This window comes from Rugamonas aquatica (assembly GCF_009380215.1).
GTDB classification, from domain to species: Bacteria; Pseudomonadota; Gammaproteobacteria; order Burkholderiales; family Burkholderiaceae_D; genus Rugamonas; species Rugamonas aquatica_B.
Map to the genome: position 1 here is coordinate 392,514 of NZ_WHUG01000002.1, position 14,771 is coordinate 407,284.

Below are 14,771 nucleotides of genomic sequence, written 5' to 3' on the forward strand. Positions count from 1 at the left end.
CAATCTCGCCAATTGTCACAAAGACAAATTTTCCTTGACGGGGCTTGATGCCCCGTGACACATTGCGCCTCCGCCGTGAAGCCGCCCGATGCCCCGGCTTCTGCGGGCGGCTATGTGGCGCATTTCACCGACGCGGACAGCACGCAGTTGTACTGGCCCAAGCCGCAGCTGACGGATTACTGCGCGGCCCACGGCGGCGTCATGCGCGTGGACAGGTATTTCGTCGGCAATGCGGTCTACCCCGCGCGGACAGAACACACGCCGGAGCGCAGTAAGCTGGAACATCCGTATCTCCTCGCGGCGGACGAAGGCGCTGCAAACACGGCAGCAGCAACAAGACCCTGTGGGGCGTGGAAATCCAGCCGGGAACATTTGCCATGGAAGCCGCCGGCGGCAAGCAGCAAATGAACATCCCGCTGCCCGATTAGTTTCAACCACACCTCGCGTTGAAGTGATTGACCCGGCCAATATGCTGGTGGACAATCTCTCTCTGCTTCAAGTAACTCGCTGAGAAAAACATCCATGGCAGGGCATCAAGTTTGACTTGGTGCCAGCTTTAATTTTTTGATCAGATTGTCGAGATGAGCGCGCACATTTCCTTCACCCCGTCCGCAAGCTTGCACCCGCCGGACCAGCCCTGATTCATCTCAATTCCGTGAGCAGCAAGACATAGCGTTTCTTCGAGGAGACATGATGTTTGCAAACATGAAGGTGGCGACCCGTCTGGGTCTGGGTTTTGGCGCTGTAGTGGTCCTGTTGCTGCTGCTGTCGGTGGTGAGCATAACGCGCCTTGCTGCGTTGAATGACGCGATCAATCGCATCACTGAAGACCGTTACCCCAAGGTGGTGCTGGCGAAGGACAACATCCGCTACACCATCGATAGCGGTCGCCAGTTGCGCAGCATGATGCTGGCGACCAGCGACGACGAGCGCGAGAAATTCCGCAAGCTGGCCGAGGCCGACCGCGCCAAGATCGCCGAGGCGATGGAAAAGATCGACAAGCTGCTCAGCAGCGAGAAGGGGCGGCAGTTGTTCAAGGATGTCGCCGGCAAAGCGGAGATGATGACCGGGAAATACGATCAGCTGTACGCGCTGGCCAAGAGCGACCAGAAAAAAGCGATCGAATTCCTGAAAGGGGATTTCGCGGAATCCAACAACGTCTATGCCGGCACGCTGGACACCTTCGCCAAGTTCCAGAGCGACTTGATGGACCAGGAAGCCCAGCAGGCCGAAGACAGCTATCTGGAGACGCGCAAGGTGGTGGTCACGCTGTCGATCGCGGCGGTGCTGGCGGCGATCGTGATTGCGTGGCTGATTACGCGCGACCTGGTCAAGCGGCTGGGCGGCGAGCCGACCTACGCGGCCGAGCTAATGGAGCGTATCGCCAAGGGCGACCTGAGCGGCGAGATCCGCCTCAAGCCCGATGACCGCAACAGCATGCTGTTTGCGATCAGCGAAATGATCGTCAAGCTGCGCAAGGTGGTCGACGGGCAGCGCGCGCTGGTGTCCGCAGCCAACCGCGGCAACTTCGATGCGCGCGTCGACCTGACCGGCATGGCGGGCTTTCAGCAAGAGATGGGCGAGAGCCTGAACCAGCTGGCCATCACCACCGGCACCAGCATTGCCGACGTGGTGCGCGTGATGGGCGCGATGTCGGAAGGCGACCTGACCAAGACCATCGACAAGCCCTACGAGGGCGCGTTCGGCGAGCTGAAGGAATACGCCAACAACACGGTCGCCAAGCTGGCCCAGGTGGTCAGCGAAGTCAACAACAGCGCCGAGGCTTTGGCCGCCGCCTCCGAAGAAGTCAGCGCGACGGCGCAGGCGCTGGCGCAGGCCGCCAGCGAGCAGGCGTCCAATGTGGAAGAGACGTCCGCGTCGGTCGAAGAGATGACGGCCTCGGTGGCCCAGAACACCGACAACGCCAAGGTGACGGACGCCATGGCCAGCCGCGCCGCCGTCGAGGCCAGCGAGGGCGGCGATGCGGTGCGCTCGACGGTGGCGGCGATGAAGCAGATCGCGGCCAAGGTGTTAATCATCGACGATATCGCTTACCAGACCAACCTGCTGGCGCTGAACGCGGCCATCGAAGCGGCGCGTGCCGGCGAGCACGGCAAGGGCTTTGCCGTCGTCGCGGCGGAGGTGCGCAAGCTGGCCGAGCGCAGCCAGGTGGCGGCGCAGGAAATCGGCCAGGTGGCCAGCGGCAGCGTCGATCTGGCCGAGCGGGCCGGGCAGATGCTGGGCGCGATGGTGCCCAACATCAAAAAGACTTCGGACCTGGTGCAGGAAATCACGGCCGCATCGGAAGAGCAATCGACCGGACTGGTGCAGATAAATTCCGCGATCAGCCAGTTAAGCCAGACCACGCAGCAAAACGCTTCCGGTTCGGAGGAGCTGGCGGCGACGGCGGAGCAGATGAGCACCCAGGCCGAAGAGCTGCAGCAGACCATGGGCTTCTTTGCGCTGAACGGTTCTGCCCCAAGGCACGGCGGACAGCGCCAACATGGTGTGGTGCTGCGCAGCCGTCTGGCGCCGGTGCGCGCGATCAGCGTCGAAGCGCCCGACGAGTCCCAGTTCGTGCGCTACTGAGCCGTCATGCCGGCGACTGCAGCAGCTGGTCGATGACGGCCACGCTGCCGTCGTCGATGCGCAGGAATTGCACGCCGGTCTTGTAGCCGAGTTCGGCGTCGGGATCGCTGTAGACCACCTGGCCCATGGCCAGCACCTTGTGGCTGGCGTCGCCCAGCTGCACCTGGAACGAGACGGCGCAGTACTGGGCCAGCCGGATCTGGCTGCCGGTTTGCAGGCTGACGCCGCCATGCGACAAGTCCAGCGTGCGGGCGGTGTGGCGGGTTTCGTCGATCATCGTCAGCGTGGCCGCATGACGGGTCGCGTGGCGGTGGGAGACTCTGGCTTTCTGATTCATCGCTGGTATCCCAATAGTAGCGTTGGGAAAAGAATATCAGCTGAGCGCCGCCCGTTGCAAGCGTTGAGCCCGCAAGTGTGGCGGCCTATCTACGTCCTGTCGGGCTCGCCTTGATCGAAGCGACAATATTGGGCGCCGCCGCTTCCGCCGCGGCGCAGGCGGAGGCGGCGTCGACGAAGCGCTGTGTCACCGCCACCCGGCGCTTGTGGCGGATGTTGATGCGGTGCATGGGCGTGGTGGACGGCGCGAACACCGCGACGTAGGCGCCCCACAGCGCGCAGCCTTCCAGCGGCTCCGCCGAAAATTCGATTTCGTAATCGTCGATGTACTTGGTCGGCACGGCTGCCTCCTTGATGGCTGGCTCTACGCCGCCAATGTACGCGCTCCGGCCCGGCTATGGCGCGCAGTACCGGGGAATCCATTACAATCCCTGCAATGAATGATACCAAGAATGTACGCCGCCGTTCGCTTATCGCTGCCTGCAGCGCCCATGCCATCCACGATGGCTTGACCGATGTGATCTATGTGCTGCTGCCGATCTGGCAGGCGCAGTTCGCCATCAGCCTGGCGATGGTGGGCCTGCTGCGCGGCGCCTACTCCGGCATGATGGCGGGATTCCAGTTGCTGGCCAGCCGCATGGCCAAACGCTGGGGCCGCGAGCGCACGCTGATCGGCGGCACCGCGCTGGCCGGCATCGCTTACCTGATCGCGGGCATGGCCGGCGGCCTGACGGTGCTGCTGTTCGCGCTGCTGCTGGGAGGCCTGGGCGCGAGCACCCAGCATCCGCTGGCCTCGTCCATCGTCACCGATACGCACGAGGCGGGCGGCGGCGTCAAGGAAGCGCTGGCGCAGTACAACTTCGCCGGCGACATCGGCAAGACGCTGGTGCCGGGCGCGGTCGGCCTGCTGCTGGTGGTGGTGAGCTGGCAGGCCAGCGTGGTGCTGATCGGCTGCCTGGGCCTGGCCGCGGCGGCGCTGCTGTGGTGGCTGCTGCCGGTGGCCGTGGTGGCGGAGCACGATGCCACGCCATCCGCCAGGACGGTCGTCGGCAAGGGCTCGGTCCGCGGCCTGCGCGCGCTCAATATGACGGGCATGCTCGACAGCGCGGTGCGCATGGGCTTTCTGACCTTCCTGCCTTTCCTGTTGCAGAACAAGGGCGCCGGCACGGCCGGCATCGGCGTGGCGCTGTCGCTGCTGTTTGTCGGCGGCGCTTTCGGCAAGCTGTTCTGCGGCTACCTGGGCGCGCGCATCGGCATGATGAAGACGGTGTGGATCACGGAGTCGGCCACGGCGATGCTGATACTGTTGTCGGTGTGGTTGCCGCTGACGGCGATGATGGCCATGCTGCCGCTGCTGGGGCTGGCCTTGAACGGCACCTCGTCGGTGTTGTACGGCACGGTGCCCGAATTGGCCGCGCCCGGCAAGCGCGAGCAAGCCTTCGCCCAGTTCTACACCGGCACGGTCGGCGGCGGCGCGCTGGCGCCGGTGCTGTTCGGCCGCCTGGGCGATGTGGTCGGCGTGCCGACTGCGTTGATGGCGCTGGCCGCCTTGTTGCTGTTGACGCTGCCGTTGTCGTATCGCGTGCAAACATCGTTGGCCGATTGAACCATACCATTTCACTCAGGGAGACACTTGCTATGAATCGTATCCGCTGCTCCGTGGCCGTATGCCTGGCCGTCCTGCAGCTTGCCTGCTGCGCCGCGCCGCTTGAGGCGTCCTTGTCGGTAACGCCGGCAACGCTGAACGAACCTTGGGCCGTCGACTGGTGGATGCCGCGCCACGAGAAGAAGCTGGCGGAAGCGCGGGCGCTGGGCAAGTCGGCCGAGGTCGTCTTCATCGGCGATTCGATTACGCATGGCTGGGAAGACCGTGGACCCGAGGTGTGGGAGCGCTACTACAAGCCCATGCACGCCCTGGGGCTGGGCTTCAGCGGCGACCGCACCGAGAACGTGCTGTGGCGCCTGCAGCACGGCGAGGTGGACGGCATCGCGCCCAAGGTCGCGGTGCTGATGATAGGCACCAACAACACCGGCCATCGCAAGGAAGATCCCAAGACCACCGCCGCCGGCATCCGGCGCGACATCGAGGAACTGCGCCAGCGTCTGCCGGCCGCGAAGATTTTGCTGCTGGCGATCTTCCCGCGCGGCGAAACGGCGGACGACCCGCTGCGCCGCATCAACGAGCAGGTCAACGGCATCATCGCCGGCTTTGCCGACAACCGGCAGGTCTACTTCCTCAACCTCAACCAGGAATTCCTGACGGCCGATGGCAGGCTGTCGACCGACATCATGCCCGACCTGCTGCATCCGAACCAGAAGGGCTATGAAATCTGGGCGCGGGCAATGGCGCCCGAGCTGAAACGGCTGATGGCGCCCGACTAGCGCTGCAGCCAGGCCCGGTAGCGCCTGGTCAGCAAGGCCATGCGCAGCTGGCCCATCACCATGGTCAGCAGCGGCGAGTAGTTGCCTGTGCGTTGCACGCCGCTGCCCAACGCGCGCAGACGGCGCTTGACCAGCGCCATGGCGGCGACCGATGCCATGGTCTTGTCTTTCCACGTCACGGGCGGCGGCAGCGCTGCCGGCGAGCGGCCTGCGCGCCATTCCTGCGGCAGGTTGGGCACCTCGGCCAGCGCGGTGGCGATGCCCGCCACGGCGATGCCGCTGGCCAGCACCTGTTCGGCCACCTGCTTGCGGGCGATGCCGCCGGTGGTCATGACGGGCATGCGGGCGACCGCCGCCAGTTCCTTGGCGAACTCCAGGAAGTAGGCTTCGCGCGCCAGCGTGCGGCCGTCGGCGGTGCGGCCCTGCATGGCCGGGCTTTCGTAGCTGCCGCCGGACAGTTCGATCAAATCCACCGGCAGCTCGTTGAGCAGCAACACCACCTGCCTGGCATCGTCCTCGGAAAAGCCGCCGCGCTGGAAGTCCGCCGAATTCAGTTTGACGGCCACGCTGAAGCCGGGCGACACGCGCGATCGCACCGCGCGCACCACCTCCAGCAGCAGGCGGGCGCGGTTGGCCAGGCTGCCACCCCAGTCGTCGCGGCGGCGGTTGGTCAGCGGCGACAGGAATTGCGAGATCAGGTAGCCGTGCGCGGCGTGGATCTGCACGCCGTTGAAGCCGGCCTTTTCCGCCGCATGCGCGGTGGCGGCGAAGCGGCTGATGACTTCCTCGATCTGCGCGGCGCCCATCTCGACGGGCTGCGCGAACAGCTTGCTGTGCTTGCCCATATCCAGCGCCACCGCCGACGGCGCCCAGGCGTTGCCGCCCATATTGGCCATCACCTGGCGGCCGGGGTGGTTGATCTGCATCCACACCTGCGCGCCCTGGCGGCGCGCCGCCTGCGACCACGTGCGGAACGCGTCCAGCGGCGTGCCCGCTTCCAGCACCACGCCGCCCGGTCCGGTCATCGCGCGGCCGTCGATCATGACGTTGCCGGTGATGATGAGGCCGACGCCGCCGTCAGCCCAGCTTTCGTATAAACGGTTTAACGCGGGGCCGGGCAGCTGGCCGGCGTCGGCCATGTTTTCTTCCATCGCGGCCTTGGCCAGGCGGTTGGGGAGGGTGCTGCCGTTCGGCAGCGTCAGAGCGGTGAACATCATGTCGATTCCGGATTCGGGTAAAGGAGATGATGTATCCTAAGGTTGAAGTTCACTTCAAGGTCAAGCGAAAAATGAAAATAGGCGAATTGGCGCAGCGCTCGGGCGTTGCGGCCTCGGCGATCCGGTACTACGAGAGGGAGGGCTTGCTGCCCAGGGCGGTGCGCGGCGCGAATGGCTACCGCGTGTATGCGGAGGCGGCGCTGGAGCGGCTGCTTCTGATCCAGATCGGCCAGAATCTGGGCTTCACGCTGGAGGCGATCCGCGCGGTGTCGATGCTGGAGGGGGCGGCGTTCCAGGACGGGCTGCTAGACAAGCTCGATGCGCGCCTGGGCGAGATCGAGCGCATGGTGCAGACTCTGGATGCACAGCGCGCCTCGCTGCTGGAGACGCGCGACAAGCTGACGCGCTCGTGGGCCAACAATCAGTGCCTGAGCAATGCCGAGTTTGCGGCGGAGGCGGCGCATGGATTCCCGCTTTCGCGGGAATGACGGTGCGTGTGCCGCTGGTGATGACTGTGCGCCAGCTAGCCTGTCCAGAGGTTTCATCCGATATTTAATTGAAAAGGCGATAATTGGATAGATTGTCTTAATTGAAAATGCATTATCATTAATCTATTCTTTTTTATAACTATCGGAGCGTAGGATGAATATGAAAGATGCGTTGTCCGGTTTTTTGCTCAGCAGTTTGTTTTTGGCTGGCTCTGCCGCCCACGCGGCAACGCAGCTTAGCACCAGCGGCTTCGACCTCGAGCTGACTGAGTCGGTGGATAGTTCTAGCTTCGGGATGAATGTCGTGTCCGATGAAAATGGAACCATTAAGATTGCGATGCGGGGGGCTGGCGCCCCGGACACCGCCCTGCAGGTAGACTATAGTTGGAGATCGGACGGCGACCAAGCGTTGACCCAACTGAGCGGCTCCGTTCGGCAGGGCTATCAGATTACGTCGCTGACCTTGAGCGGCACCCTCACCGGCTTGCTGGAAGTCGACACGAGCGGTGTTGGTTATAGCTACTGGAACGAGGGCAAAGCGACCAACTCGGCAAAGGTCCGGTGGAGTATCTGGCAGCCCGACCTCGCCCCACTGGCCGCCGATTGGAAAACCGAGAACTTGAACGGCGTCACAAATTTTAGTATGTCCTTGGCGCTACACAACACCGGCACTTTCGTTTCTAACATCCTCAGCTTGGTAGATGTGTTCGCATTGTGCGCCTCGGTCACCTATCCTCATGGCGAGATTCCGATACTATACCGAGGGCCATCGCGCTCTGAGATTCGCTTCGGCGACATGATGCTCACCGCCCAGGTGAGTGCCGTGCCTGAACCGGAGACCTATGTAATGTTGCTGGCCGGCCTGGGGCTGATGGCGTTGGGGCGTCGCGTTCCTGGTCGGTCGCGCAGGCATTGACGCGGCCTAGCTCGGAACACCATTGACAGCGTCGCCGGCGATGGCGACGCTGTTGTCTGCGTCCAGTTCCTTGTTGGGGGCCGCATCCTTGTCAATCGGCGGTGACTTCGGCGTCGGCCAGGAAGTTGACGATGGCGGAATTGACCACGGCACCGTGGGTGATCGGCCCCATGTGGCCGCCGCGCGTTTGCACTGCGGTGGCTTCGGGCAGGGCGGCGGCCAGCGCTTCGGCCAGCAGCCGCGTGGAGGCCGGGCTGTGCGCGCCCGACATCACCAGTGCCGGCATGGTCAGCGCCGACAGATCGTCCAGCGTGGCCGCTTCGCCCAGCAGCGCCTGGAAGTCCAGCCGCACCTTGGCGATCATGCCCACCATCTTGTTTTGCGCCGCCGGCGGCGCGGCGTCGAAGGCGCCGGCGCGGTTCCAGTAATCGATGAAGATGCGGGTGGCGTCGCGGTCCTGATGCGCCGCGCAGGCATTGATGCGGCCCACCACATCGACGATCTCGGCGCGCGCCGGATGCCGGGCCGGCAGCAGGTGGAAGGCCACCGGTTCGAACAGTGTCAGCGACAGCACGCGGCCGGGCATGCGGCGCGCCATGTGCAGCGCCGAGGCGCCGCCGTAGGAGTGGCCGATCAGGTGGAAAGCTTCGCCTGGCTCCAGGCGCGAGGCGATGGCGGCGTTGACGGCGTCGACTTCGTGCGCCAGCGTGTGAACGTAGCCGTCGCCGACATCGGCCGGGAAGGGCGAGGCGCCGTAGCCAAGCAGGTCGACGGCGATGCAGCGGAAACTGTCTTCGAGTTGCGACACCAGGTCGGCCCACTGGGCCTTGGAACTCATGGAACTATGCAGCAGTACAACAGCAGGTTTCATTATCAGCACGACACGAAAAAACGGAGCGCATATTATACCGGCACTTGTGAAACCGGCAGCGCGCCACGATGTGTGGCCTATATCACGCACGGCGTCATTTTTTCGTTCCGTGGAAGTGAGGGGCGGGAGTAAAGTAGAGGTATGAATAATTCTAAAAAAGTCGCGGGCTTGGCAGGCATAGTCAGCGTGCTGTGGATGGGACTGACGGCCGCGGTGGCAGCCAACCAGAAGCGATTGCTATTCAATCCGCTGGGCAGCAAGCGCGAGGTGCTCAAGCCTTACAGCAGCGGCCATCGCACGCGGCCCATCGTGGTGCGCTCCAAGGATGGCACGCGCTTGTCCGGCTGGCTGATGACGCCGCCCGTGGCAGGGCCGCATCCCGGCGTGATTTATTTCGGCGGCCGCTCGGAGGAAGTGTCCTGGGTGGCGCGCGACGCCGGCAAGCTGTTCCCAGGCATGGCGGTGCTGGCGGTGAACTATCGCGGCTACGGCGATTCGCACGGCGATCCGGCCGAGGAACATTTCGTCGACGACGGCCGCATGCTGTTCGACTGGCTCAGCGAACGCCATCATGTCGACCCCAAGCGCATCGCCGTGGTCGGCCGCAGCCTGGGTTCAGGCGTGGCGGTGCAGGTGGCGATGGAGCGCGACGCCAACTCCATCGTGCTGATTACGCCCTACGATTCCATCCTCGCCATTGCCAAGCGCAAGTTCAAGGCGATCCCGGTGGAGTATGTGCTGCGGCATAAATTCGAATCGGTCAAATACGCGCATCAGCTGAAGGCGCCGACCTATGTGCTGCGCGCCGCCTTCGACGATGTGGTGCCGCATTCGCACACCGATCTGCTGGTCGAAAAGCTGGGGCTGCTGCATGCGGACGAAATCGTGCCCGACTCCGACCACATGAACATCCCCTACCTGGATACGACGCAGCAGCGCATCGCCAGCTTCCTGGCGCACCGCTTCAGCCAGCCGCAATCCTGACGGGCTTGTCGGTCAGCTGGTGGTGCAGCCGGCGCAAGCCCAGCCACACGACGCCGATCACCAGCGGCACCGCGATGCCGGTCAGGATGTCGGGATTGACCGGCAGGTTGCTGGCCTTCATAGCCTTGCCGGCGTAGCCGATCAGGCCCAGCGCGTAATAGGAAATCGCCACCGCCGACAAACCTTCCACCGCCTGTTGCAGGCGCAGTTGCTGCGCCGCGCGCGCATCCAGCGATTGCAGGATCTTGCGGTTCTGCCGCTCCTGCTCGATGCCGACGCGGGTGCGCAGCAAGTCGTTGCTGCGGGCGATACGCTTGGCCAGCGTCTCCTGCCGCTGCGCCACCGAGGTGCAGGTGTGCATGGCCGGCGCCAGGCGGCGGCCCATGAACTCGGCCAGCGTCGGCATGCCGGCGATGCGCACTTCGCGCAACTCCTGGATGCGCGACTGCACCAGGCTGAAGTAGGCTTGCGAGGCGGCGAAACGGTAGCTGTTGTTGACCGACAGTTTTTCCAGGCGCGCCGCCAGGCTGGTGATACGGTGCAGCAGTGCCTGCTCCTCGCGCGCTTCGGTGGAGATGCCGTCCGGCTGGTCGGCCTGCACCAGCATGGCGGTCAGGTCGGCCAGTTCGTTCTCGATGCCGTTCAACATAGGCTGCGTGGCTTCGGCTTGCGGCAGGCCGAGCAGGGCCATCATGCGGTAGGTTTCGATTTCCAGCATGCGGCCGACCAGGCGGCCGGCCTGGAATTCGCGCAGGCTCAGGTCGCGCACGACGAAGCGGCTGAAGCCGTCCGGCTGTATCAGGAAATCGGTCCACACTTCGGCGCCGCTGCCGACGCTGCTGCCCACCAGCGACTTGCCCTGGAATAGTTCGCGGATCGCGTCGACCGCGCCGGCGTCGTCCGGTTCTCCCTTGCACAGCAGGACGTGGGCGGCGACGATGATCTTGCCGTGCAGGCTGGCCAGCCATTCCTGCGGCACGTGTTGCAGCGGCATGCGCTCGAAGGCTTCGCCGCAGCTGGCGTCCGCTTCGCTGCGTTCGACGAAGGTGTAGGTGGCGAACTCGGTATGGCATTCCCACTTCAGGCGGAAGCGGCCGAAGTCGTGGAAGAAGTAGCGCGCCTGCGGATGCGGCACGGCCACGCCGTAGTGCATGCACAGCTGTTCGAGCACCTGGTGCTGGGTGCTGCGGTGGAGTTTCTGGGACGGCTGGTCCTGCTGCACGTACAGCGCGAAATGGGTCAGGCTTTCCGGCGCTTGCAGCTGCAGGAAGGGGCGTGAGTGGATTTCCGCCGACAGCGGCACCCGCATCGGATGGTTCAACTTGGCGAAATCGGCATTGGCGCGGTAAGCGAGAGACATGACCTTCCCCGGGAAAAGTACTGCGATCGGACCTGCAAGAACGCGGATTGTTGCAGTGCAGTATAGCCAGCCTGCGGCCACGGCACAACCGCGCATTCCGCATACCAGTCATGCGGAACGCTGATGTTACCGGGGAACGCGGGTGTGAGCGATCACTTTTTGAACGGCGGCGATGCCGTTCAACGGGGCAGGGCGATAATCAGCTGCTGGCTGGCGTCCCAGCTGCGGGCCGCCGTGTCGAGGCGGAACACGGTGAACGGCACCTGGCCGACGATGTCGCCGACGCCATCCCAGTCGATGTCGGCATAGGCGCCGGCATAGTCGACTTCCTTGCCGGCCTTGACCAGCGCCAGCGCCGCGCCGATGTTTTCCGGCTTCACCTTCTCGCCCGGCGCGTTCATCACGAAGCGCAGGCTGTCGCGCACCATCAGGCCGGTGGGGCTCTTGCTGTTGTTGACCAGGCCGGCGCGTTCGATGGCCAGCGCCATCACCATGGCGATGTCGTAGGTGGGCGCGGTGAAGTCTTGCGGCTCGCTGCCGTACTGGGCGATGTAGCCGGTGCGGAAGCTCTGGTAGGAGCTGTTGCCATAGGCGCCGATGGTGGCGGCGGCGCCGCGCGCGCCGCCCGTCAGGCGTGACGGATCGGCGAGGTTGTCGAGGAAAGTCTGGTTGCCGGCGGCGGTGCCGGGCAGCAGCCACATGGCGCCGCTCTGGAATGGCAGCGATTCGTTCAGCACATTGGCCGAGATGTCGGCCGCCAGGATGCCGTTCAGGATCACGTCCGGCTTGGCGTCGTAGACTTTTTGCAGATAGCCGGCGAAGCCGTTCTTCAGGCCGAAGGGGATGGTGACGGTGGCCACCACTTGCCCGCCCAGCTTCTGGAAGGCCGGCGAGAACAGCTGGGCCAGGCCGGCGCCGAAAGCGTCGCCTTCGTTGATCAGCACCACGGCGCGGCGCTTGCCGGCGTCGAAGGCGACGTTGGCCAGCACCGGTGTGGCGTCGACATCGGAGACGCCGATGCGGAAGATCAGGTCGCCGTCGGCCACCGTGCTCAGCGCCGGCGACGAGCTCGATTCGGTCAGGATGGGCACGCCCTTGGCCAGCGCCTGCGGCAGCAGGTTCAGCACGCGGGTGGAGGTGGAGACGTTGAGCGCGACCACGCCCGCGTCGAGCAATTGCTGGCCCATGTCCTGGGCTTCGGCGTTGTCGCGGGCGACCAGGGCGATGGCGTTGAGGCGCTTGCCCAGCACGCCGCCGGCGTCGTTGATCTGCCTGGCCGCCAGCAGGAAGGCGTCGCGCGTCGAAGTGCGCCAGCCGACCGAGGCGATGTTGATGGCGTTGGGATCGATCATCGCCTTGATCGGATTGGCGGGCAGCGGCGTGGTGGCGTCGCCGGTGCCGCCGCCACCGCCGCCGCAGGACGCCAGCAGCGCCAGCGCAGCGGCCATGGCCATGGCCATGGCCAGCAGGCGCCTAGTAGCGGTATTCATATTGCACTCCATAACGGCGGCCCAGCGATGGGTAGTCGATGCCGCCGACGCCGGGATCGACGTAGCGGCTGTTCCACAGGTCGCGCACCTGCACGCGGATGGCGCTGCGGGCGCTGAGGTTCCAGCGCGCGCCCAGCGTGGTGTCGACGTAGCGCGACAGCTGGTAAGCCTGGTTGGCCAGCAGCACGTTGGCGGTGGCGGCCGGACGCGCGCCGACGTAGCGGTTGTCCACGCTGAGCAGCAGCTTCTGTCCCATCAGGCTGGCGCTTGCGCCGGCGTTGGCGCTGTTGGTGGGGAATAGCTCGCTGTCGCTGCGCTGGGCCAGCGGCGTCAGCGTGTAGCGGTTGAGGCTGCGGCTGCCGTTGGCGCGGCTCAGGTTGGCGTAGGCGTTGAACCAGTCGCGCTGGTAGCGCAGTTCCAGCTCCACGCCGTTGACCTTGCTGTCGCTGGTGTTGAGGGCCACCAGGTTGAAGAAGGCCTGCTCCAGCGTGACCAGTTCGCTGACCTTGGTGTGGTAGACGGTCAGCGCGCCGTTCCAGTGCGGCGCGGGCGGCGTGCTCAGTTGCAGTTCGATGGTGCGCGTTTTTTGCGGCGCCAGGTCGGGGTTGCCCTTGATGTCGCCCGGCTGCACGGCGGTGCGGTACAGCAGCTCGGCCGACGGCGCCTGGAAGGCGGTGCCGCTGAGGACTTTCAAACCCCAGTCGCCGGGCAGGGTGCCGACCACGCCGGCGCGCAGCGATTCCTGCGTGCCGTAGACCGAGTGCCGGTCCTGGCGGCCGCCGAGGATGGCCTGCCATTTGCCATACAGCGGGAATTGCCATTGCGCGTAGAAGCCGGTGTTGCGCAGCGTTTTTTCGCCGGGCTGGCTGAGCTGGAAATCGCTGCCGTCGGCGATGCTGCGGCGGCGGAACGATTCCAGCGTCTCGCGGTCGCGCAACACGTCGGCGCCCAGCAGCAAGCTCGATTGCGGTCCCATCTGCCACAGCCATTCGACGCTGCCGTCGATGGCCTTGTAGCCGAAGTCGCGCAGCAGATAGTAGTCGGCGGCGCCGGTGCGCACGCGGTCGGCGCTGCCCGGTTCGCCCTGGCCGTAGTTGAGGCTGGCCCGCAGCGTGTGGGCGTCGCTGAAGCGGTGGCTGGCGCCCAGGTGCAGATAACCTTGCTCCAGTTCGACGTGGCTGGGCGGGCGCAGCAGCGGATTGAGGCTGGCGAAGACATTGTCGCTGTCCTGCCGCTGCCAGAACACGCTGGCCTGCAGCTCGTCGCTGGCGCCGCGCCAGCCGCCGCGCAGGTAGAGGCTGCGCGGGTCGGCGTCGTCCACCGGCGCCGGGCTGAGCGCGGCATAGCGCTTGTAGTCGGGGGAGATGCGCGGCAGCGCCAGGCCGCTGCGGTCGGCGCCGGCCGCCTGTATGCCCCACGCCAGCCAGTACGGCGACGGCGTGTCGGCCTGGCCGGCCGCGCCGAACTGGGCGCTGCCGCTGGCCGACAGCAGGTTGACGCTGCGGCCGCCGCCCGACCATTCGTGGCTCAGGGCCACGCGCTGTTCGGTGCCGTCGTGCCGGGTGATGACGTTGACCGCGCCCAGCAGGGCATCGGCGCCGTACAGCACCGACACCGGCCCGCGCACGATCTCGATGCGCTCGACCATGTTGAGCGGGATGAACTCCAGCCCGATCAACTGCTGCTGCGTGCTGCGGAAGGCGATGGGCTGGCCGTCCAACAGGATCTTGATGGCGCGGCTGGCCGACTGCGCGCCGGCGTTGATGCCGCGCACGCCGAAGTTGTGATTGAGGCGGTCGTCGCTCTCGACAAAACCGGCCACGTGGGACAGCGCCTCGGCCAGGCTCTGGTAGCCGTAGCGGGCGATGTCGTCGGCCGTCACCAGCGTCACCACGGCGGGCGTGGCGTACAGCGGAGTGGCGGTCTTGGTGGCGGTGAGTACCTTGACGTTGCGCAGCTGGTCGAGACTGAGGTCGAACAGGTTGTCGTCCTCGGCGGTGGTGCTGGCGTGGGCGTTGGCCAGCGGCAGCAGCGGCAGCAAGAGCAGCAGCGCCGCCTGCATGCAGGTGCGGCACGGCCGCGCGGTGCCAGCCTGGGCGAAGGTATTACGATGCGGTGTGCGTTCGCCCACGAGTATG

Annotated in this window: 14 protein-coding genes; 7 read left to right on the forward strand and 7 right to left on the reverse strand. The window is 65.4% G+C overall.

Annotated features, from left to right (window positions below; translation table 11 throughout):
- The first annotated feature begins 75 nt into the window (after window positions 1-75).
- A complete protein-coding gene (locus tag GEV02_RS05915) occupies window positions 76-408 on the forward strand; it encodes a hypothetical protein (protein ID WP_152837064.1) in 333 nt (110 codons plus the stop codon).
- A 285-nt stretch (window positions 409-693) separates the two neighbouring features.
- Entirely contained in the window at window positions 694-2,589 is a 1,896-nt protein-coding gene (locus GEV02_RS05920; protein WP_235922699.1) for a methyl-accepting chemotaxis protein, read from the forward strand.
- A 4-nt stretch (window positions 2,590-2,593) separates the two neighbouring features.
- Here GEV02_RS05920 and GEV02_RS05925 read toward each other — a convergent pair whose 3' ends face one another.
- Entirely contained in the window at window positions 2,594-2,926 is a 333-nt protein-coding gene (locus GEV02_RS05925) for a PilZ domain-containing protein (RefSeq protein WP_152837066.1), read from the reverse strand.
- A gap of 85 nt (window positions 2,927-3,011) precedes the next feature.
- Window positions 3,012-3,266 carry a hypothetical protein gene (locus GEV02_RS05930; RefSeq protein ID WP_328595735.1) on the reverse strand — a complete coding sequence of 85 codons (255 nt, stop codon included), beginning with the start codon at window positions 3,264-3,266 and terminating at the stop codon, window positions 3,012-3,014.
- A gap of 95 nt (window positions 3,267-3,361) precedes the next feature.
- Between GEV02_RS05930 and GEV02_RS05935 the strand changes: the two genes are divergently transcribed.
- Window positions 3,362-4,531 carry an MFS transporter gene (locus GEV02_RS05935; RefSeq protein ID WP_152837069.1) on the forward strand — a complete coding sequence of 390 codons (1,170 nt, stop codon included), beginning with the start codon at window positions 3,362-3,364 and terminating at the stop codon, window positions 4,529-4,531.
- Between the two features lie 32 nt (window positions 4,532-4,563).
- A complete protein-coding gene (locus tag GEV02_RS05940) occupies window positions 4,564-5,307 on the forward strand; it encodes a platelet-activating factor acetylhydrolase IB subunit (RefSeq protein WP_152837071.1) in 744 nt (247 codons plus the stop codon).
- Here the strand turns inward: GEV02_RS05940 and GEV02_RS05945 are convergent.
- The gene (locus GEV02_RS05945; RefSeq protein ID WP_152837073.1) at window positions 5,304-6,524 is read right to left on the reverse strand and encodes an NADH:flavin oxidoreductase/NADH oxidase family protein; all 1,221 of its coding nucleotides are present in this window, start codon (window positions 6,522-6,524) and stop codon (window positions 5,304-5,306) included. The genes GEV02_RS05940 and GEV02_RS05945 overlap by 4 nt on opposite strands.
- A gap of 26 nt (window positions 6,525-6,550) precedes the next feature.
- Between GEV02_RS05945 and GEV02_RS05950 the strand changes: the two genes are divergently transcribed.
- Window positions 6,551-7,012 carry a MerR family transcriptional regulator gene (locus tag GEV02_RS05950; RefSeq protein ID WP_235922678.1) on the forward strand — a complete coding sequence of 154 codons (462 nt, stop codon included), beginning with the start codon at window positions 6,551-6,553 and terminating at the stop codon, window positions 7,010-7,012.
- Between the two features lie 154 nt (window positions 7,013-7,166).
- Entirely contained in the window at window positions 7,167-7,928 is a 762-nt protein-coding gene (locus GEV02_RS05955; RefSeq protein WP_235922679.1) for a PEP-CTERM sorting domain-containing protein, read from the forward strand.
- A 91-nt stretch (window positions 7,929-8,019) separates the two neighbouring features.
- Here GEV02_RS05955 and GEV02_RS05960 read toward each other — a convergent pair whose 3' ends face one another.
- Window positions 8,020-8,799, reverse strand: coding sequence for an alpha/beta fold hydrolase (locus GEV02_RS05960; protein WP_152837075.1), 780 nt, complete (start codon window positions 8,797-8,799; stop codon window positions 8,020-8,022).
- A gap of 141 nt (window positions 8,800-8,940) precedes the next feature.
- On the opposite strand from GEV02_RS05960, the gene GEV02_RS05965 reads away from it, so the two are divergent.
- Window positions 8,941-9,783: an alpha/beta hydrolase gene (locus tag GEV02_RS05965; protein WP_152837077.1), complete on the forward strand. Its 843-nt coding sequence runs from the start codon at window positions 8,941-8,943 to the stop codon at window positions 9,781-9,783.
- Here GEV02_RS05965 and GEV02_RS05970 read toward each other — a convergent pair.
- The 3 genes from GEV02_RS05970 to GEV02_RS05980 form a co-directional block, all read right to left on the reverse strand.
- Window positions 9,764-11,143, reverse strand: a complete 1,380-nt coding sequence (locus GEV02_RS05970) for a DUF3422 family protein (RefSeq protein WP_152837079.1) — start codon at window positions 11,141-11,143, stop codon at window positions 9,764-9,766. The two genes, GEV02_RS05965 and GEV02_RS05970, sit on opposite strands and share 20 nt — an antisense overlap.
- 179 nt (window positions 11,144-11,322) lie before the next feature.
- Window positions 11,323-12,633: an ABC transporter substrate-binding protein gene (locus tag GEV02_RS05975; RefSeq protein ID WP_152837081.1), complete on the reverse strand. Its 1,311-nt coding sequence runs from the start codon at window positions 12,631-12,633 to the stop codon at window positions 11,323-11,325.
- Window positions 12,617-14,764, reverse strand: coding sequence for a TonB-dependent receptor plug domain-containing protein (locus GEV02_RS05980; RefSeq protein WP_328595736.1), 2,148 nt, complete (start codon window positions 14,762-14,764; stop codon window positions 12,617-12,619). Before GEV02_RS05980 ends, GEV02_RS05975 begins: the two co-directional genes overlap by 17 nt.
- Window positions 14,765-14,771: the final 7 nt, after the last annotated feature.